Source organism: Pseudomonas sp. 22072 (assembly GCF_052046095.1).
Lineage (GTDB): Bacteria > Pseudomonadota > Gammaproteobacteria > Pseudomonadales > Pseudomonadaceae > Aquipseudomonas > Aquipseudomonas paracarnis.
The window spans coordinates 149397-169655 of record NZ_JBQEQE010000012.1 but is presented as its reverse complement, the minus strand read 5'-3'; the positions used below and the strand labels follow the sequence as shown (position 1 = coordinate 169655).

The following is a 20259-nucleotide window of genomic DNA, read 5'->3' as shown; positions in this document are numbered from 1 at the left end:
TGCGCTGGCACGTTACGAGCAAACATCCCTCGATCGCCCGCCAGTGTCTACTGTCAAACCTGACAGGTGAAGCTGATGCAGGCCCCAGTGGCCAGGGAGCTTGCTCCCGCGACGGCCTGCCAGCCGACGCATATTCACCTGACGCGCCGCATTCCAAATGTGGGGTGTCAGGTAGAGAAGTGTCGGCTGGCAGGCCGTCTTCGCAGGCAAGCCAGCTCCCACAGTTGGAACGCGTAGCGTCAGGTAGATAGGGGCCGTTGCGGGAGCAATCTCTCTCGCCACAGGCCCCGCGAGGTACCGCAGCTGTTCATCACAGGGTGTAGGCGATGCCCACCTGCACGGTACGCGGTGCGCCGGGGTAGGCGTAGATATTGCCGAACGCGCCTTCTTCATAATCGCGGTTGAACAGGTTCTTCACATCCACGTTCAAGCGCACATGCTCATTGACCTTGTAGTAGCCGAGCAGGTCGACCACGGTATAGGCGTCCATGGAGAATGCCGTATTGGCGGTCTGGCCGGCACGTTGGTCGACGTACTTGCCGCCGGCGCCCAGGCCCAGGCCTTTGAGCGCGCCGTCCTGGAACTCGTAGACGTTGAGCAGGCTGAAACTGTTGCGCGGGATGTTCATCAAGCGCGTGCCGGAGCGCAACGTGTTATCACGGGTGACTTCGGCATCTACATAGGCGTAACCGCCGATCACGCGCCACTCGGGCGTGAGGTTGCCTGCCACATTGAGGTCGAAGCCCCGACTGCGCACCTGGCCGGCCGCGACACTGAAGGTATTGTCCACGGGATCGGTGGTCAGCACGTTCTTCTTCTCGATCTGATAGATCGCCGCATCCACGCTCAACTGCCGATCCAGCGCCTCCCACTTGATACCCATCTCGTAGGACTTGCCTTTCTCCGGCGCAAAACCACCGCCTTCGCGGCTGGCGCCGGTGTTGGGCTTGAACGAACGGGCGGCGTCGGCATAGACCGCGACGGTGTCGGTGAGGTCGTAGATTACACCCACGCGTGGGGTGACGGCGTTGTCGGCGGCCTGCCAGCTTTTACCAACATAGTTCTGGTAGTCATGCTCGAAACGCTCGAATCGGGCACCGGCCAGTACTTTCAGACGTTCAGTGAGAGCAACCTGGTCCTGTACAAAAGCGGCGTAGGTCTTGAGGTTTTCTTTGTCGTGGGTCGGCGTACGGGTCAGTGCCGGACGGGGTTGACCGTACACCGGGTCAAAGATGTCAATGGGATAGGTACCCGCTGCGGCGCTGGAACGCTGGATAATCGACTTGTAGTCGTAGTCCTCGTACTCGATACCGGTGAGCAAGGTGTGATCGAAGCCCCCAGTGGAGAAGTGCCCGGTCAGGTTGAGCTGATAGTCCTTGTCGGTCCATTCCAGCTTGCGGTAGTTGAAGTTGCGTTGCAGGGTGCGGCCATCAGCGCCCAGGCTGCCCGGCCCGTTGGCTTCGATGGCATTGCCTTTCAAACTGCCGTCCAACCACTGGAAACCGCCGCCCAGGGTCCAGTTGTCGCTCAGTGCATGCTCGAAACGCAACTGCGCCATGTTGTTGTCGTTGTGCAGCTTGCCGGCGTCCTTGTCGCCCCAGAACGTATCACGCGAGGGCGTGCCGCGCTGGTTGGGGAAGCGCGTCAGGCCACGGTCCAGCGGGTGGTTGTTGCGCATGAAATCGCCTTCGAAGGTCACCTTGGTGTCATCGGTGGCCTGCCAGGTGATTACCGGCGTCACGCCGTAGCGTTCCGTCTCGACGTGATCGCGGAAGGTGTCGCCGCCCTCGCCCACTACGTTCAGGCGATAGGCCAGGCGGCCTTCCTCGTCCAGCGGGCCGGAGGCATCCAGGGTGCCGCGCTTCATGCCCTGGTCATTGAGCTGGCTGCCCAGGGTGACGGTGCGTTCGGCCAGCGGTTGCTTGGACACCACATTGAAGGTGCCGCCTGGGTCGCCACGGCCGTAGAGCATAGTCGCGGGGCCGCGCAGTACTTCCAGACGCTCGATGGTGTTGGCGTCCGGCATGTTCGGGTAACCGCGGTTGATCGGGAAACCGTTGCGGTAGAACTCACCGGTGGTGAAGCCGCGCACGGTAAACGTGGTCAGGCCCTGGCCGCCAAAATTGTTGGCACGGCCGACGCCGCCGGCGTAATCGAGGGCATCCTGCAAGCGCGTTGCACCGAGGTCTTCGACCACGTCCTTGGACACTACGCTGATGGACTGCGGGGTTTCATGAATGGCGGTGTCGGTGCGCGTCGCACTGGCTGAGCGTGTGGCGTGGTAGCCCTGCACGGGGCCTTGGGCCGACTCAAGGTCCGCGGTGGCGGTGACATTGGTCGCTTGCAGCTCGATACTGGTGTTCTCGGCAGGCACCTGCTCTGCCCACGCGAAGGGGGAAAACGCCTGGAGCACACAGATGGAAATCAGGGTACGACGCATGGGTGTAAAACCTAGTGAATGAGCCAGATGGGACGGCAAACCTGCCAAGAATTCGCCGCGCATCATATATCAAGGCATTCTCGTTTGATATCGGTTCTCATTTGTTATTTTTCACGTACCTGCTGTGTCTCCAGTGGGTAACGCAAAAACCACAGGCGAAAAAAAGCCACTCAATCGAGTGGCTCATGCAACGCGCAGGCATACCTCAGCGATAGCGTTCCAGCCAATGCGCGTAAGGCGCCGGCAAGGTCCAGGAGGACTTGTCCACGCCCAGTTCCTTCGCGGCAAAGTAGGCCCAGTGCGGGTCAGCCAAATGTGCGCGCCCCACCGAAACCAGGTCCAAGTGCCCGGCCTGCAGCGCGCCTTGCGCCAGTTGCGGCGTGCCGAAGCCCCAGGCCGAGGTCACCGGAATACCGGCTTCACGGCGTACACGCTCAGCAATCGGGCCCATGAAGGCCGGGCCCCATGGGATGTTGGTGTCAGGAATGGTAAAGCCGACGCTGACGCTCAGCAGGTCCAGGCCACCGTCCTTGAAACGGCGGGCCAGTTCGATGGACTCGGTGAGGGTCTGCTCATCACGGCCGTCGTATTCGATCACACCGAACCGGGCGGTGAGCGGCAGGTTTTCCGGCCAGACTTCACGCACCGCAGCCAGGGTTTCGAGGAGGAAGCGGCTGCGGTTGTCGAAGCTGCCACCGTAGGCATCGGTACGCTGGTTGGAATGCTCAGAGAAAAAGCTCTGGCCCAGGTAGCCGTGGGCAAAGTGCAGTTCGATCCATTCAAAGCCGGCATCGCGAGCGCGGCGGGCCGCGTCGACGAAGTCCTGCTGCACGCGGGCAATGTCTTCCAGGGTCATGGCACGCGGTACGTTGGGCAAATTGGCACCAAACGCGATGGCAGAGGGGGCGATGGTTTCCCAGCTACGGGCATCAGAAGCCGGGATGTGGTCATCACCTTCCCAGGGGCGATTGGCACTGGCTTTGCGACCGGCGTGGGCGATCTGAATGCCCGGCACCGAACCTGCGGCCTTGATGGCCTTGACCATGGGCACAAATGCCTGGGCATGGGCATCGCTCCAGATCCCGGCGCAGCCTGGGGTGATGCGCCCTTCAGGGGCGACCGCGGTGGCCTCGACCACCAGCAGGCCCGCACCACCACGGGCCATGCCGGCCAGGTGAACGTGGTGCCAGTCGTTGACCATGCCGTCTTCGGCCATGTATTGGCACATCGGTGGGATAGCAATGCGATTGCGCAAGGTCACATCTTTGAGTTTGAACGGTTCGAACAAGGCCGACATTGAGAACTCCAGGAAGGGATGAGTGATTCGATAGTTCGATGGTAATCGAACTATGGTATTGAACGCTACCCCCCTGTTATGATCCGCCCCATGCGAGCCTTCAAACACCCTACCCCGCAAGAATTGACGCTTGAGCGTGTGCTGTACGCCTTGAGCGACCCCGTGCGCCTGGACATCGTGCGCTACCTGGCCAACGTGCCAGAGGCCACCTGTGGCGAACTGGACGGGGGGCGGCCCAAGTCCAGCATGTCCCATCACTTCCGGGTATTGCGCGATGCCGGCCTGGTGCACACGCGCAATGTGGGCACCACCCATATGAACTCGTTGCGCCGTGACGAACTGGAAAGCCGCTTCCCTGGGTTGCTGGCCAGCGTGTTGTCACAGCACTAGACGCATAACTTCGGCGCGACGCCGGGCCTGTGGCGAGGGAGCTTGCTCCCGTGACGGCCTGCCACCCGGCGCTTGCCTACCTGACACCCCACAATCCAAATGTGGGAGCTGGCTTGCCTGCGATGGCGGCCCGACAGCCGCCCCATATTTACCGGACACCCCTCAATCCAACTGTGGGAGCGGGCTTGCTCGCGAAGGCGGCCTGACAGCCGGCACAGTTATACCGAGTACATATCCATTCCTGCGGTAACAGCCACTTAGGGTTCTCTTGCTCCACCACTCGGCACCTCGCCCAGGCTCGGTGTGCCCGTAATCCGCCAGCGTGGTTTAACGGGGCGCTTAAGATCAAAAGCAGATCAAGATCAAGAGCGGCTCGCTTCGCATCGTGGTTAGCGTTGGCTGCTGCAACTTGGAAAGTTGTGCAGATACCTATGCACTAGACGCCAAGCCTCAGGACAAGACCGCCTTTAGCAGCGCGCCGTCCAGGTGCACACAGTCCTTGCCATTGCGCTTGGCGCCGTACAGGTTCTTGTCCGCCATCTTGAGTACGGCCGACAACTCGTCGCCCGGCGAAAAACGCGCCATTCCCGCACTGCAGGTGTAATGGTGGGGCGCAGGCACACTGCTGCGGATCGCTTGCAACAAGTCCAGGGCATAATCACAGGCCACCTCCACATCGTCGCCCTGCAATAACACGCCGAACTCTTCCCCGCCGATCCGTCCAAAGCTGTGGCTGCCCTTGGCGTTTTTCAGGCACAGGGCCATGGCGCGCAGAATCTTGTCCCCCACGTCGTGGCCATACAGATCGTTTTTTTCTTTGAAACTGTCGATATCCAACATGATGAAGTAGCCGCCCTGCTCCCCACCGAGCAACTTCTCGAAGCTCTGCATAAAAGCGCGCCGATTGAGAATGGAGGTCAGGTAGTCGGTCTCGGCCAAGGCGCGAAACTCGCTTTCCACCAGCAATACCGAACGCAGGTTCTTCAAGTAGGAATAACTCAAGATAAACCCGATGGATACCGACGCGGCGCAGAACAGCAGCAAATACACCTCGGTGCCAACGTATATATCCGCCTGCATGGGCGGCCACAGGATCAGCCAGATCAATAGCGCATCGACCAGATAATCCTGGACACTGATAAACAAGATCGCACTGCCCACCACCAGGGTCACGGCCAACGGCAGGCCATAGATACGCAACTCTTTGTTCATATGAATCAGATAAGCGAAGCCGACGGACAACAACACCATATAGGTGACCCCCAGCACTCGCCAGAGCAGAAAGTTCGTGGTGGTGGCATGTACCCGGCAAACAATCAGCAGGCCCACCGTGACGCCCAACATATAAAAATTCAACTTCAGGGCCGCAGGAATCAGGAGCATGCCGACCCAGGCAATAATCCCTACCCCTTCGGCTTGGGTCACCGCAGGTGACAACAAACTGCGCATTCTGGGCCGCAACTTCAAGTTAGCAGGCATCCTTACGCTCCCATCTCAATAGCATGCAGGCCCATCGCAAATGAAAAGGCCATGAACCGCTTTACCAGGCTGGCAAAGGGTGGCAGAACTTCCAGCCGGGTTTTGGAGTGGGCTTTGAAATAACCCTTTTCAACCCCCTCCTGCACCATACGGATAATGTGGGTCTTGGACACGGAAAGTTGCTTGGCCAAGGCTAGGTAGGAAGACGACCGGAAGGTGGCGCGGTCGTTCTCAGGGGCAAAGGCGTCGTTGTAGATCGCCAGCATCAACAGATGGCCGGCGTCGCGCTTCACCAGCCAGTAACATTCGGGCAGCAAGACATCCACCGTCAACTCGGCCGCGAGAATCATGGCAAAACCCTTGAAATAGAGCGCAAGGAACTCGCGGTCATCCAAGTCGCGCATCTGCCGGAACACTTCCCTTTCGGGATAGAGCAGCGCCAAAGACTCCGTGAGGGCGGTGAGCATCAACCGCGCTTCGCGGCAGGCTTCATCCGAAGGTGCATACACCCTGAAGCGACTGTCTTCGGGGTGCGGCGCAACCTCCATGAAACCCAGGGCCCGGAATAGCAAAAAAATCGATTCCAGGCTGTTTTTCGAACAATATTTGCGCGTTACGCACAAGGCTTTAACTTCTGCCAACAAAGGCAGCGGTGTAGAAAAGTATTGGCTCAATAATGCAAACGACACCATCAAGCGGCTGTATTTAAGGGCACTCTTGTAGAAAAACGGTCGTCTCGAATAGGGCACGAGCAGCACGTGGTAATGCGCTCTCATGCACGATTCAAAATCCTTATGACGTTCGAGCGCTTGCGCGGTATTACACATAGCCAACTTCAACGAACTGACACGCATGAAAGAGCCCTGATCATCCAACTTGATGCCACTGATCTCAGCTACGAAATCCCTGCAGCCCGGCCCCAAAACAAATCACTTCAAAAATCCTGCCATTAATGGCTTTTTGCCTCGAACGCAATGTACAGCGATTGCCGGACAAGACGTCATCAGTACCAAAGTTGTTCCACAGTCAGATGCCCTATGGCACACACTTACGCGCAACCTTTGGTTACATTCTCTCCGCCTGGCGGTTAGAGGACTAATCGATTCAGCACACTGCGAACCTTCCTTCCTCGGCGGCGTCGTAACAGGGGATTGTTGCCAACCGCCCGCCGCGAGGTTCTCGTTTGAAAGCTGCCCTTCTGAAGAAATACCGCCTGATCATCAAGACCATGGGCTATGTGGGCTGGGCGTTGTTCTGGCTGTTGTTGTGGGATGTGGCGGTGACGGTGGATTTCATGCTGTTTCTCACCGCCAAGATCAATTTGCCGCTGATGCCCCTGACCTTGCTCGGCTCGGCACTGGTGGTGCTGATCAGTTTTCGCAACAGCAGCGCCTACAACCGCTGGTGGGAAGCACGCACGCTGTGGGGTGCGATGGTCAACAACTCGCGCAGTTTTGCTCGGCAAGTGTTGACCCTGCTCGATGACGCCCCTGGTGAGGTGAACCCGGTGAAGTCGACGCTGTTGCGCCGTCACGTGGCTTACGTCAATTGCCTGGCTGCGCACCTCAAGGGCCAGCCGTGCCCGGAGGAAGTGCGAGCCTTTATCCCCGCCGAAGAATTTGCGCGCAACGGCGCCACCAATAACTTCGCCAATGACATCCTCACCGGCTCGGCCTCGTTACTGGCGCGCGAATACCAGGCCGGGCGCCTGGACAGCATCCGCCTGGCGCGGTTGGAGTCGACCCTGGTGGACCTCTCCAACGCCCAGGGCGGCATGGAGCGGATTGCCAACACGCCACTGCCCTACCCTTACGTGTACTTCCCGCGGCTATTCATTTCGTTATTCTGCCTGATCGTGCCGGTGGGCCTGGTGGAATCGCTCGGTTGGTTCACGCCATTGGCCTCCACAGTCGTGGGCTTCATGCTGCTGGCCATCGAACGCATCGGCACTGACCTGCAAAGCCCGTTCAATTCCAGCGAACACCAGATCCAGATGGAAAGCATCTGCGAAACCATCGAGAAGAACCTGCAGTCGATGCGCCGCGATGCCCTGGTCGGTGACCCGATCGCCTGATTCCCCCCTCCTCAAGTGCCAACTCCCTCGGCCGATATACCGAGGGTACGCATGGCCTCGCCTCTCACAAAAACGCCTGCGACACGCAGTACCCATTTTTCTCCCCTTGCCAAAACTATAAATACCCGCGGGTGAAGTCATGAATATCAAGCAGAAGCTGACATGGGCGTTTGCGGCCATCGCGTGCGTGCCGGTCATCCTGGTCGCCATTATCGTGGTGCTGAACCTGCGCGAGGGTGCGCTGGCCAACTTCCTCGACAGCAGCGGCCGCGAGATCCGCCAGATCGACAATGGCATGCAGCAGTTTTTCGACGGCATCAGCCAGAATGTCGACTTCGTCGCCAAAGACCCGCGTGTGATCGCGGCCAAGAACCTAAAGAACTACGCCGGCGCCGATGCAGCGCAAATTCCGCTGACGCCGACCAACACCGAACTGCTGGCGATTTTTGATCAGTTCGCCAAAAGCCACCCCAGTACCGCCTACCTGTCCCTGGGACTGAGCGATGGCGGCTACGCCAGTTGGCCGGACGACGCCAAGCTGACGCAGTACGACCCGCGCACCCGCCCCTGGTACCAGGCCGCCATTGCAGCGCCAGGCAAGACCGTGCGCACAGGCGCCTACTACTGGGCCCCGGACGATGTGGTGCTGATCGGCACCGTGCGCACCGTCGCGGATGCCACGGGTAACGTCCTTGGGGTGGTTGGCCTTGACGTGTCGCTCAAGCAACTCACCGAGCTGGTGCGCACCATCAAGCTGGGCGACAGCGGCTACCTGATGCTGGTGGAAGCCGACGGCAACGTGCTGGTGGACCCCAGCGATGCCACGCACAACTTCAAGCCCCTGGCGGGCCTGGGCGCGAACTACGCCGAACTGGCCAAGCACGGCGATGGCGTGACCGAGGTGAGCATCGATGGCGTGGCCTACATGGCCAACGTGGTCAGTTCCAAAGACTTGGGCTGGCGCTTTATCGGCCTGATCAAGCGTGACGAAGTGATGGCCGGCGCCACCCGCCTGACGTGGTTGATCGCGGCGATCGCCGCCGTACTGGCCGTGGTGTTCGCAATCGTCGGTGCCAGTTTCGCCCGTGTGATCGTGCGTCCGATTCGCGGTGTGGCCGACGGCCTGCAGGAAATCGCCGAAGGTGAAGGCGACCTCACGCGCCAGCTCAAAGTGCAAGGCAAGGACGAAACCGCCAGCCTGGCCGGCTGGTTCAACCAGTTCCTGAGCATGATCGCGCAACTGGTGCAGCGCATCGGCAACGCCTCCTCAGACCTGCAAACCGCCGCCGCCGACACCAGCGCCGTGGCCAACAATATGAACCAGGCCGCCGGCCGCCAGCGCGAAGCCGTGGAACTGGTGAGCACCGCGTTCAACGAGATGGTCGCCACCGCCAACGAAGTCGCGCGCTCATGCAGCGCCGCCGCCACGAGTGCCGATGAGGGCTATCGCGACGTGCACACCGGCCAGCAGCACATCGGCGAAGCCACCGGCAGCGTGCTCAAGCTCAGCGAAGACCTGCAAAAATCCACACAGACCATGCAGTTGCTCGAGCAAGACAGCCAGAACATCAACACCATCCTCGACACCATCCGCTCGATTGCCGAACAGACCAACCTGCTGGCGCTCAACGCCGCGATCGAAGCCGCCCGCGCTGGCGACCAGGGCCGCGGCTTTGCGGTGGTCGCCGATGAAGTGCGTGCACTGGCGCGTCGCACCGCCGACTCCACCGGCGAAATCGACAGCCTGCTGGGCAACCTTGCCCGCCGCACCCAGGAAGTCACCCAGCAGATGCAAGGCAGCTTGCTGGTGTCCAACACCAGCGTGGAGCGCATCCAGCAGGCCCGTGACAGCTTTGACAAGATCCGCGGCTCGGTGGATTCGATTCGCGACCAGAACACTCAGATCGCCACCGCCGCCGAAGAGCAGCATCAGGTGGCCGAAGAGATCAACCGGCATATCGCGCAGATCCACGCCGACGCGCAGTTGGTGGAAGGCTTTGCGCATTCGGCGCAGACCGGTTCAGGGCGGCTGACTGATATTTCCGGCCAGCTCAATGGGCTGGTGGGGCGCTTCAAGTTCTGATGCCCGCCCAATAAAGGCAGCGCTGTACCGTGGCGAGGGAGCTTGCTCCCGCTGGACTGCGTAGCAGTCCCAGTCTTTTAAATTAAGAGCNGAGCGGGGCCGCTTCGCGCCCCAGCGGGAGCAAGCTCCCTCGCCACAGGGTACGCGTCGCAGGGTCCATCTAGGCCGACTCAGAGGCGGCCCTGCCCATCATCGCAGTACCTGCAACAGTCTATTGCAGGACTCAAATGTACTAACCGGTTACTTATCTTGCTAAAATCGCGTCTTTGCCCTCTCTCACTCGAGTCCATTCGACATGAAACGAGCATCGCGCGCCGCTGGCGTCTCTAGATTCTTACTCCTGGGCCTGGGCGTCGTCATCGCCCTGCTCGGCCTTGCGCTTGCCGTCGGCGGCGCCAAACTGGTCAGCCTGGGAGGTTCCTGGTACTTCCTGCTGGGCGGCGTGGTCATGGCCATCTCCGGGCTGTTGATTGCCCGCTGCAAGCCTGCCGGCGCCTGGTTGTTCGCCGCGTTTCTAGTGGCTACCGCCGTGTGGGCGGTGGCCGACGTGGGCCTGGAATACTGGCCGCTGTTCTCGCGACTGTTCATGTTTGCGGTGATTGGCGTGGTGGTCGCACTGGTGTATCCGTTGCTGGCCGGCAAACCGGCGCGGGGTGCCTATGGCGTCGCCGCCGTATTGGCGCTGGGCGTGGCGGTGGCAGCGGGCAATATGTTTGTCGCGCACCCCAGCGTTGCGCCCACCGGTGCAGGCCCGGGCGTCACCCCGGTGGCTGCGGCCGATGCGCAGAAAGATTGGGCCCACTACGGTAATACCGAAGGTGGCAGCCGTTTCGCCGCGCTGGACCAGATCAACCGCGACAACATCGACAAGCTCAAGGTCGCCTGGACCTATCACACCGGCGACGTGGCCATCAGCGACGGTAACGGTGCCGAAGACCAACTGACGCCCCTGCAGATCGGCAACAAAGTGTTTATCTGCACCCCGCACAACAACCTGATCGCGCTGGATGCCGACACCGGCAAAGAACTGTGGAAAAACGAAGTCAACGCCAAATCGGCAGTGTGGCAGCGTTGCCGGGGCATGGCGTATTTCGACGCCAGCGCGCCGATTGCCCAGCCGACCCAGCCCGACAGCTCGCCGGTCCTGGCCGCCAGCGTGCCTGCCGGTGCGCAGTGCCAGCGTCGCCTGCTGACCAACACCATTGATGCACGCCTGATCGCCGTAGACGCCGACACCGGCAAGTTCTGCGAAGACTTCGGCACCCACGGTCAGGTGGACCTCAAGGCCGGCCTGGGCAATGTACCAGACAGCTACTACCAACTGTCCTCAGCGCCGCTGATGGCCGGTACCACCGTCGTAGTCGGCGGTCGCGTGGCAGACAACGTGCAGACCGATATGCCCGGTGGCGTGATCCGTGGCTTTGACGTGATCACTGGTCAGATGCGCTGGGCCTTCGACCCAGGCAACCCTGAAGACAAGCAGGCCCCGACGGGCGACGCCACCTACGTGCGCAGCACCCCGAACAGCTGGGCGCCGATGTCTTACGACCCACTGATGAACACGGTCTTCCTGCCGATGGGCAGCTCCTCCACCGATATCTACGGCGTGGAGCGCACCCAGCTCAACCACAAATACGGCGCTTCGGTGCTGGCACTCGACGCCTCCACCGGTGCCGAGAAGTGGGTCTACCAGACGGTCCACAACGACCTGTGGGACTTCGACCTGCCAATGCAGCCAAGCCTGATCGACTTCACCCCGCCAGGTAGCGACAAGGCTGTACCGGCCGTGGTCATCGGCACCAAGGCCGGGCAGATTTACGTGCTCGACCGCGCCACCGGCAAGCCGCTGACGGACGTGCAGGAAGTGCCGGTAAAAGCCGCGAACATTCCCAACGAGCCGTATTCCCTGACCCAGCCTAAATCCGTCGGCATGCCGCAGATCGGCGCGCAAACCCTCACCGAGTCGGACATGTGGGGCGCGACGCCGTATGACCAGTTGCTGTGCCGCATCGATTTCAAGGGCATGCGCTACGACGGCCTGTACACCGCGCCGGGCACCGATAAATCCCTGAGCTTCCCGGGTTCCCTGGGCGGCATGAACTGGGGCAGCATTTCCACCGACCCGGTGCACGGTTTTATCTTCGTCAACGACATGCGCCTGGGCCTGTGGATCCAGATGGTACCGTCGCAGAACAAGGCCCAGACCTCTTCCGGTGGGGAAGCGCTGAACACCGGCATGGGCGCCGTGCCGCTCAAGGGCACGCCGTATGCGGTGAACAAAAACCGCTTCCTGTCGGTGGCCGGCATTCCGTGCCAGGCGCCGCCATTCGGCACCTTGACCGCCATCGACATGAAGACGCAGAAGGTCGCCTGGCAAGTACCGGTGGGCACCGTTGAAGACACCGGCCCCCTGGGTATCCGCATGCACCTGCCGATCAAGGTAGGCCTGCCGACCCTGGGCGGTACGCTGTCCACCCAAGGCGGCCTGATCTTTATCGCTGGTACCCAGGACTTCTACCTGCGCGCCTTCAACAGCGGCAATGGCGATGAAATCTGGAAAGCCCGCCTGCCCGTTGGCAGCCAGGGTGGGCCGATGACCTACGTGTCGCCGAAAACCGGCAAGCAATACATCGTCGTCACCGCCGGCGGCGCACGCCAGTCCACCGACCGTGGCGACTACGTGATCGCCTACGCCCTGCCGTAACCGCCCTCTGTTCGCGCGGTGCTCCGGCACCGCGCTTTGTGTTTGGAAAGATCCCCCATGACCCCTACTCCTCATACCGCCTGGCGCCTGGCGCTGGGCCTGGCCTTTGCGGCCGCCCTGCCCGTTCAAGCCGACGACACCACCCTGACCGGCGACTGGGGCGGCCTGCGCCGCGAACTCGACGCGCAAGGTGTGCGCTTTACCGGTGACTACAGCGGCGAGACCGCCTACAACGCCCACGGCGGCCAACACCGTTCGGCGCGCTATTCGCAAAATATCAAGCTCGGCGTGCAGTTCGACCTGGGCAAGCTCTACGGTTTCAACAACGGCGACCGCATCCAGCTGACCATCAACGACCGACGCGGCAACAGCGCCTCCGAGGACTTGGTGGGCAACCGCCTGCCGATCCAGGAAAACTACGGCGGCCTCTACACGCGCCTCACCGAGCTGAGCTACGAGCGCACGCTGTTCACCCCGGCGCTGAACCTCAAGCTGGGCTATATGGCCATGGGCAATGATCTCGGCGGCCTGGACAGCGGCATCCTGTGCAACTTCATGAACGCCGGCTTCTGCGGGCATCCGCTGAATATGTCCGGCGGCAGTGGCTGGGCCAACTACCCGAATGCGCACCTCGGCGCCCGGGTGAAATACGACTTTTCGCCCAACTGGCAACTGCGCGTGGCGGCGTTCAATGTCGACCCGTCCAGCAATGGCAACTCAAGCCGTGCCTGGCACCTGGGGCCCAAGCACACCACCGGCACCGTGGTGCCCATCGAGCTTATCTACAAGCATGCGGGCGCACTGCCCGGTGAATACAAGCTCGGTTATTACTACGACAGTTCCGATGTAAAACGCATTGGCAGCAACAAGGACGTCAGCGGGCGTGGCGGTCACTACCTCTTGATCGACCAGGCTGTGTGGGCCTCACAATCATCCCAAGGCCGTAGCCTGCACGCCTTCGGCCAGTACTCTGCCGCCAGCCAAACGGCCTCGCCGTTCACCAAGTGGTATGGCGCAGGCGTGGTGCTGTACAAGCCGTTCGAAGATCGCCCGCGCGATACCGTCGCCCTGGGCTATGGCCGCGCGGTGCCGAACCCGCGCAGCCGTGATGTGCAAGAGTTGGCCGCGTTCAATGCCGGGGCGTCCTACCCCTCAATCGACAGCGCCGAACAATTGATCGAACTCAGTTATGGCTACCAGGCCACGCCTTGGCTGACCTTGCGCCCGGATGTGCAATACATCATCGAGCCGGGGGCGTTTTCCGGTGAGAGCATCGACAATGCGCTGGTGCTGGGTTTGCAAGTCAAAGCGGTGTTCTAGCTCGCGCCCTGCTGATACTGACGTGGCGTACAGCCAAATTCGCGGCGAAACACCGTATGCAGGTACTGCGCAGAGGTGAAGCCGCAGCGTGCGGCAATGTCGGCTATAGCAAGGCTTTGGTTTTCCAGGCCCTTGGCGGCAGCGGCGAGTTTGAAGCGCAAAATCTCATCATGCACGCTGCAGCCACGCGCCTTGCGAAAATGCGCTTCCAGGGACGAGCGGGAAACACCGACATAAGCCGCGACCTGATCGGTCTTGATACCCTGGCAGGCGTACTGGCGGATAAACAACAAGGCCTGCATCACGTAAGGGTTGCCCAGGGGTTGATGCAGGCTGGAGGCTTGCACGTTAATGGCGTCTGGCGGCACCAGCACCTGCGTGCCCGTGCAGGGTTTGCCATGCAGCATCTGATGCAACAATGCCGCAGCGGTACGGCCCATGGTCTCCGTGCTCTGGATCACCGAACTGAGCGGCACCCGCGTGAGGGTGCGGGTCAGCGGGTCGTTGTCGATGCCGATCAACGCCACCTCCTCCGGCACCGCAATGCCCGCCGTCAGGCAGGCTTGCAGCAATTGCCGGGCGCGGGCATCGGTCACCGCGATAATGCCGATAGGCTTGGGCAAGCTGTGCAGCCAGGCAATCTGCTGCTCCACCGCGCTGTCCCACAACGGCGCACTGGTGCCCAGCCCGCGATACACCTCTACCTGCAAGCCATCGCGCTGCATCAAGCGGCGAAAAGCTTTCTCACGCTCCTGGGCCCACCGATTGGCCTGGGCTTCGGGCAGGCTGAAACAGGCAAACCGCGTCAAACCCGCCTCCACCAGATGCTCGTAGGCCAGCTTCATCAGGGCATGGTTATCGGTGGCCACATAGGGAATGCCCTTCGGGTACTTGCCCACATCCTCATAAGACCCACCCACCGCCACCACTGGAACCCGACTGCCGGCCAGCGCCTCGCCAATCAGCGGATCATCGAAGTCAGCAATGATCCCATCCCCCTGCCAACGCTCGATACCGCGCAGGCGACAGAGGAAGTCCTCTTCCAGGAACAGGTCCCAGGATGCGCGGGTGCTGCTCAGGTAGTTGCCAATGCCGGCGATGATGCCACGGTCGTAGATTTTGCTGCCGTTGAACAGCAAGGCAATGCGGTGAACGGGCGGTAGGGTTTTCATTGTTTTTGTCCTGGGGCCGGTCGGTGCAGATGAGTACGCAGAGGTTTGACTGATCAGGATAGCGAGCCTTGGAGGAGGCCCGCTTTGAGGTCACCTAAATCTAAGCAGCACAACCACGACACCCATCCAAATACAGGCAACTATCATCATTGCCAAATCGATAACTAAAAGTCGCTCCGGTTGTCCTGCATCAACAGGGCCATTACCGTGCTGCCCATGGTGGTATCGCGACGTCGTGGGGTCACCGTCAGCTCCTGATGGAGCCGACGATTGAGTCCATGCAGGCACTGGCGCAACTGTGCCAGGCGTTCCACGTAGTCACTCGCTGCCGGCACTACCTCACAATTACCCGGAGTTGATCAGGACATCCTTGGGGGCATACGACCTGATTAGAATTCGCAGCGAGTCATTCTTAGGGGTGGAAATAACTAGTTTGCATCGCCTACAATTTCCTGAAGATCTTGTTCTAAGTCATCGAGGCTTATTTCAGAATTAAGTACGGCTAACTGTTCTGCTGTAACCGTTTATATTTCAAAGATTCTCTCAATGGTATTTATATCTATGTCTTTTTCATAGTAGTCTTGGGCGAGTTTTTTATATGCTTGAGCCCCCCTTCCAAAAAGCCGAGCAAAGAAAGTTCTTCCAGTTTATCTGGTGATAGTATACCACGACGATTGGTTAGCTCTTCTCCAAAAAAACAGGCTTGCGTTATCATTTGAGAATGCGGGCTCATCTTTGAACGTATGGAAATTTTTGGGGACCTTATCCAGATGCGCAAACGCGTCAGATAATGGCTTTTTAGATAAAACTTTTCCTGCGCCCCCTCACAAATGAAGTGTAAAAAGCACCCTCCCCTTCGCCGTTCCTCATGGATGCTATCATTTCCTCATGCTGGCCGTCCCAGTTGCAGTTAAGCGAAAAGTACCTGTGCTCCCACTGGGGCATAATTATCGCATCTATTAACGCCAGACCCTGGGCTATACGCTTGATCTCCTCAATTAAAGGGAGATTATCTATGTTGTTAATTGAGTTACTCATCCAGCTTCACGTTTTTTTCACAAGGCTTAATTCTATTCCTTGCCGAGATATAATTGAGAGATTTGAGCTGCAGGTTGTGCCACCGCAACTTCTTGGATCCTATCGCCGATTTTGTCTGTGCGTTCATATTAGAGTCTTAGGTCCTTGCCATCGGCTACCGCCCGGAGCCCGAGCTCGGGGCGGTTTCATTGCGCGCCCGCACCTTGTCAGAAGGGTATGAGGAGTAGCATGAGTTAAGGCGCGCTTAAAAATAAAAAAACAGCCCTGTATTATTTTTAATTGCCAACTGATTGAGGCGCATTATTTCGCGCACCACCTCAAGTTGTGTGTTGTGAAAAGTCGCACCGAGGATATTAAGTGAAGTGTTAAGATCTGCAAAACCTTGGATGTTCTCATCTTCATACTCATCTATCATTTTTCCCAAGGCTAAATTGATTGTGTCGAATACTCCGCAATTGGACAACAGTGAGTAGTCTTCGTTCGCGAGATAAAGTTCCTCGACATCGCCGGGCAGACTTTCGTCGATGTCCAGACGATGCATTGCTTCAACGGTTAAGGGGGTTGATATTAATTTCATTTTTTAAAGCTCTTTTTGAAGTGAGTGATTTCGTTGTATTCGCTTTGTGTCATTCCTGTTTTATTTCCATTTGGCAGAGTTTTATTGTTGGGGATGCTGCCCGATAAGTCTAGGTATTTTCTTTTTCCGGGCTTTGATGGGTCATAAATTCTAAAGTAACCTCCGTTAAGATCTTCAACTATTTCGACACCGGTTTCTGGACTCTTATATATTTTTTTTCCTTTCTCTGTTGTGCTAATAATGGGGTGCGGACCGGAAAATTTACTGACTGCATTGTCTAGATCGGCTTCTGGCCAGTTTTTTGCATATTGTGCTGCTCTTGCCGCACCTCCTGTTTCATGCAGCTTCGGCGCAGGGATTTCATCTGGCACGATCTCTTTTGGTCGTGGAATCCTGACGGTCTTTACCGAATTCCCTGCGACACCTCTTACAAGGCTAGTTGATTTTATCGTAGCACTCTTGGTCAGCTTGGCGATTTTTATGAGGATCTCGCCAACCTTTCGTAGTAGCGCCAAGAGGTTGTCGGTTATGACTCGCGCTGCCCTGAACACCAAGCCTACGCCGCCAGTTAAGTATACCAGTATTGCGCCCAGCACTACTTCAAATAGAACGGCTCCGCTGAACTCGGCAACTTCCTCTGGGTTCTGCACCATCACATATTCTAAAAGAAATTTGCCAATTAATATTTTGCTGGGTGAGTCGCTGTAGATAAAGCATGCGTACTCATAAGCTTCAGCTAGCTGTTCAATATCGATTTGTTTTGGGTCGAAGCCAAGAGCCTCTATGAACTCATCTTTCTGTTTTTTTGAATAATTCTGAATAAGGGAGTTTGTCCAAGACACTCCGCCAGTACTTTCGGCATTCCATGCGGCAATGAGTGCGTTTGACAACTGGTTGAATGGATTTATTAAATCATTCCATTCCTTGAGGTCTTTGCTAAATCTCCAGCCTGTGAGTGCGAAGCCGCGTGCCTGTTTGTAATACAGGTGCGCGTAATTGCTAACAAAGTTTCGTTCATCCTGAGTTTTTCTTAGCGCCGCCGCTTCTTCTTTTTCATGAACAATGATTGAAGCCAGTGCTTTTGTGAGCTGCTCTCGGGCTTCGTCAAGATTTTTCTTCGTGTCGACGTCCTTAAGCAGTTGGGCCACGTATTCACCGGCTGGCGCCAGGCAAAACAGGTTTTTGCCATCCGCTAGTTTGTGAATTGTTGTCTCGCTACCGACCGTAAGGTGACAGGATATGTTCGGGTCCAAGCGTTCCCCGTTATCCCACTCGAAGATAAGTCCTATATGCTGGTTTTTATCTAGTTCGCGGGGACGCTGTTCCTCCACACAATCAAACTCCCGCTGGGAAGGCGGCATGTGTGCGGCATACCTGTTCGGCTGTGTGGGGCGGCAGACTCCTGATGGTGTCAATTTCCTTGAGTTGTCACTACTCATTGGCAATGAGCTCCTTCAAATGGTTGTTTTGTCCTTAAATCGCCGCTGTCGTATCAACTATCAGCAGTGGCGTTGCTCCGGGTGTATCTCCTTCGTTAGATCGGGTTCGGCGGGGCATGCCAAAGTTGCGCTTCCTGATAGGCGCAGCAGGTGTTGTTTGGGTCACTGAGTACGATCATCGAGACGGCTTTGACGTTGCCGGTATCCGGATTCAGTGTTTTAAACTTGCGCATTACAGCCGGGTCGAGCGTCGGAAAAGTGTGGCTTCCAGCGCCTCGCGACTGACGCTGTAACTATCCAAAGTGCCGGCCATAAGCCGACCATGGCTGTTTATGTGGGAAATGCCACCGACGATCTTATAAGTTTGCCCATCCTTGTCGCAGGTGACTCGGTCACCTTCGCACGCATGAAAAAGGCCATGTATGTTGACTCTCTTATCACCGTCCAGCACTTTCCCACCGCAGGAGGTCTTGTCACCCAGTCCAATGAAATAACCTACGCTCATTTTCTTGCCTCTTATCCATGTTTTTTGGCCGTACTTCCCTGCTCGTCTCGATAAGAAAACTGACGCGTAACGCCTTCCGAGGTAAACGAGCAGGAGCAAGTCAGTGGCACACCAAACCTTGAAGAGGCATATCCCCACCGTAAAGTCAGACGTTTCTCTAAATCCTGTACTCCCTCAGCCGTTCTCAGCCCCTCACTCAAAATCGCACTCCCCTTTGGTGATTTTCATAATCAGCCGCCCAAGTGCCATTGCTAGTATCCAGACACCGCTCAGAACAATAAGGAAAACCCCATGCCGTACTTCCCCGGTGTCGAAAAGGTGCGCTTCGAAGGCCCTGCCAGCACCTCTGCCCTCGCGTTTCGTCACTACGACGCCAACAAACTGATCCTCGGCAAACCCATGCGGGAGCACCTGCGCATGGCAGCCTGTTATTGGCATACCTTTGTGTGGCCGGGGGCGGATATGTTTGGGATGGGCACGTTCAAGCGCCCGTGGCAGCGCAGTGGCGATCCGATGGAGGTGGCCATCGGCAAGGCCGAGGCGGCGTTTGAGTTTTTTTCCAAGCTGGGCATCGACTACTACAGCTTTCACGACACCGATGTGGCGCCCGAAGGCAGCACGCTCAAGGAGTACCGCAATCACTTTGCGCAGATGGTCGACCACCTGGAGCGCCATCAGGAACAGACCGGCATCAAGCTGCTGTGGGGCACCGCCAATTGCTTCAGCAACCCGCGCTTTGCCGCCGGGGCCGCGAGCAACCCAGACCCAGAGGTGTTCGCCTTCGCCGCCGCCCAGGTGTTCAGTGCAATGAATGCCACGCTGCGTCTCAAGGGCGCCAACTATGTGCTGTGGGGTGGCCGTGAAGGGTATGAAACCTTGCTCAACACCGACCTCAAGCGCGAGCGCGAACAGCTCGGGCGTTTTATGCGCATGGTGGTTGAACACAAGCACAAGATCGGCTTCAAGGGTGACCTGTTGATCGAGCCCAAGCCCCAAGAGCCGACCAAACACCAATACGATTACGACAGCGCCACCGTGTTCGGCTTCCTGCATGAGTACGGCCTGGAACACGAGATCAAAGTGAACATCGAGGCCAACCACGCGACGCTGGCCGGGCACAGCTTTCATCATGAGATCGCCACCGCCGTGTCGTTGGGGATCTTCGGCAGTATCGACGCCAACCGCGGCGACCCGCAGAACGGTTGGGACACCGACCAGTTCCCCAATAGCGTCGAGGAGATGACCCTGGCCACCTATGAAATCCTCAAGGCCGGTGGGTTCAAGAACGGCGGCTATAACTTCGATTCCAAGGTGCGCCGCCAGAGCCTCGACGAGGTGGACCTGTTCCACGGGCATGTCGCCGCCATGGATGTGCTGGCCCTGGCGTTGGAGCGTGCGGCGGCGATGGTGCAGGACGACCGCTTGCAGCAGTTCAAGGACCAACGCTATGCCGGCTGGCAGCAGCCATTGGGCCAGGCGGTGTTGGCCGGTGAGTTCAGCCTGGAGTCATTGGCTGAACATGCCTTTGCCAACGCGCTGAACCCGCAGGCGGTGAGCGGGCGCCAGGAGATGCTTGAAGGCGTTGTGAATCGGTTTATCTACACCTGACTGTGGCCAGAGATTGCTCCCGCTGGGGCGCGAAGCGGCCCCAAAAAATGGGAGTGCTACGCACTCCAGCGGGAGCAAGCTCCCTCGCCACAAAGAGGATCTTCACCTAGTGTCTTTCCAACAACAATAAAAG

At 58.5% G+C, this 20259-nt stretch carries 14 protein-coding genes and 3 pseudogenes; 7 read left to right on the top strand and 10 right to left on the bottom strand.

Annotated elements, in window-relative coordinates; translation table 11 throughout:
- Window positions 1–310: 310 nt before the first annotated feature.
- Together ACTJLA_RS14970 and ACTJLA_RS14965 are read right to left on the bottom strand one after the other, a co-directional pair.
- A complete protein-coding gene (locus tag ACTJLA_RS14970; RefSeq protein ID WP_089042686.1) occupies window positions 311–2440 on the bottom strand; it encodes a TonB-dependent siderophore receptor in 2130 nt (709 codons plus the stop codon).
- Between the two features lie 205 nt (window positions 2441–2645).
- On the bottom strand, window positions 2646–3737 hold the full coding sequence (locus tag ACTJLA_RS14965; RefSeq protein ID WP_014718067.1) for an NADH:flavin oxidoreductase/NADH oxidase: 1092 nt from the start codon (window positions 3735–3737) through the stop codon (window positions 2646–2648).
- A gap of 90 nt (window positions 3738–3827) precedes the next feature.
- On the opposite strand from ACTJLA_RS14965, the gene ACTJLA_RS14960 reads away from it, so the two are divergent.
- A complete protein-coding gene (locus ACTJLA_RS14960) occupies window positions 3828–4127 on the top strand; it encodes an ArsR/SmtB family transcription factor (RefSeq protein ID WP_003190545.1) in 300 nt (99 codons plus the stop codon).
- A gap of 450 nt (window positions 4128–4577) precedes the next feature.
- Here the strand turns inward: ACTJLA_RS14960 and ACTJLA_RS14955 are convergent, their stop codons facing one another.
- Together ACTJLA_RS14955 and ACTJLA_RS14950 are read right to left on the bottom strand one after the other, a co-directional pair.
- The gene (locus ACTJLA_RS14955) at window positions 4578–5606 is read right to left on the bottom strand and encodes a GGDEF domain-containing protein (protein WP_172415511.1); all 1029 of its coding nucleotides are present in this window, start codon (window positions 5604–5606) and stop codon (window positions 4578–4580) included.
- A 2-nt stretch (window positions 5607–5608) separates the two neighbouring features.
- Window positions 5609–6460 (bottom strand): hypothetical protein, encoded by an 852-nt coding sequence (locus ACTJLA_RS14950; protein ID WP_169922168.1) that lies wholly within the window; start codon window positions 6458–6460, stop codon window positions 5609–5611.
- A gap of 329 nt (window positions 6461–6789) precedes the next feature.
- On the opposite strand from ACTJLA_RS14950, the gene ACTJLA_RS14945 reads away from it, so the two are divergent.
- The 5 genes and pseudogenes from ACTJLA_RS14945 to ACTJLA_RS14925 all read left to right on the top strand — a co-directional run bounded on the left by ACTJLA_RS14945 (window position 6790) and on the right by ACTJLA_RS14925 (window position 13787).
- Window positions 6790–7680 (top strand): bestrophin family protein, encoded by an 891-nt coding sequence (locus ACTJLA_RS14945; protein WP_003190542.1) that lies wholly within the window; start codon window positions 6790–6792, stop codon window positions 7678–7680.
- Window positions 7681–7819: 139 nt separating this feature from the next.
- Window positions 7820–8899 (top strand): annotated as a pseudogene (locus tag ACTJLA_RS14940) (HAMP domain-containing protein); the annotation flags it as partial.
- A gap of 327 nt (window positions 8900–9226) precedes the next feature.
- Window positions 9227–9763 (top strand): annotated as a pseudogene (locus tag ACTJLA_RS14935) (methyl-accepting chemotaxis protein); the annotation flags it as partial.
- A gap of 295 nt (window positions 9764–10058) precedes the next feature.
- A complete protein-coding gene (locus ACTJLA_RS14930; RefSeq protein WP_054895671.1) occupies window positions 10059–12467 on the top strand; it encodes a glucose/quinate/shikimate family membrane-bound PQQ-dependent dehydrogenase in 2409 nt (802 codons plus the stop codon).
- 57 nt (window positions 12468–12524) lie between these two features.
- Window positions 12525–13787 carry a carbohydrate porin gene (locus ACTJLA_RS14925; protein WP_314544447.1) on the top strand — a complete coding sequence of 421 codons (1263 nt, stop codon included), beginning with the start codon at window positions 12525–12527 and terminating at the stop codon, window positions 13785–13787.
- Here the strand turns inward: ACTJLA_RS14925 and ACTJLA_RS14920 are convergent.
- From ACTJLA_RS14920 to ACTJLA_RS14895, 6 genes and pseudogenes are all read right to left on the bottom strand, one after another.
- The gene (locus ACTJLA_RS14920; protein WP_314544448.1) at window positions 13784–14959 is read right to left on the bottom strand and encodes a XylR family transcriptional regulator; all 1176 of its coding nucleotides are present in this window, start codon (window positions 14957–14959) and stop codon (window positions 13784–13786) included. The genes ACTJLA_RS14925 and ACTJLA_RS14920 overlap by 4 nt on opposite strands.
- A gap of 173 nt (window positions 14960–15132) precedes the next feature.
- A pseudogene (locus ACTJLA_RS14915) lies at window positions 15133–15279 on the bottom strand (serine/threonine-protein phosphatase); the annotation flags it as partial.
- Window positions 15280–15757: 478 nt separating this feature from the next.
- Window positions 15758–15997, bottom strand: a complete 240-nt coding sequence (locus ACTJLA_RS14910; RefSeq protein WP_127882111.1) for a hypothetical protein — start codon at window positions 15995–15997, stop codon at window positions 15758–15760.
- Between the two features lie 244 nt (window positions 15998–16241).
- A complete protein-coding gene (locus ACTJLA_RS14905) occupies window positions 16242–16574 on the bottom strand; it encodes a hypothetical protein (RefSeq protein ID WP_127882110.1) in 333 nt (110 codons plus the stop codon).
- Window positions 16571–18013: a hypothetical protein gene (locus ACTJLA_RS14900; protein WP_314544452.1), complete on the bottom strand. Its 1443-nt coding sequence runs from the start codon at window positions 18011–18013 to the stop codon at window positions 16571–16573. Before ACTJLA_RS14900 ends, ACTJLA_RS14905 begins: the two co-directional genes overlap by 4 nt.
- A 232-nt stretch (window positions 18014–18245) precedes the next feature.
- Window positions 18246–18518: a PAAR domain-containing protein gene (locus ACTJLA_RS14895; RefSeq protein ID WP_440841497.1), complete on the bottom strand. Its 273-nt coding sequence runs from the start codon at window positions 18516–18518 to the stop codon at window positions 18246–18248.
- Between the two features lie 291 nt (window positions 18519–18809).
- On the opposite strand from ACTJLA_RS14895, the gene xylA reads away from it, so the two are divergent.
- On the top strand, window positions 18810–20126 hold the full coding sequence (xylA, locus tag ACTJLA_RS14890) for a xylose isomerase (protein ID WP_127882107.1): 1317 nt from the start codon (window positions 18810–18812) through the stop codon (window positions 20124–20126).
- Window positions 20127–20259 lie beyond the last annotated feature (133 nt).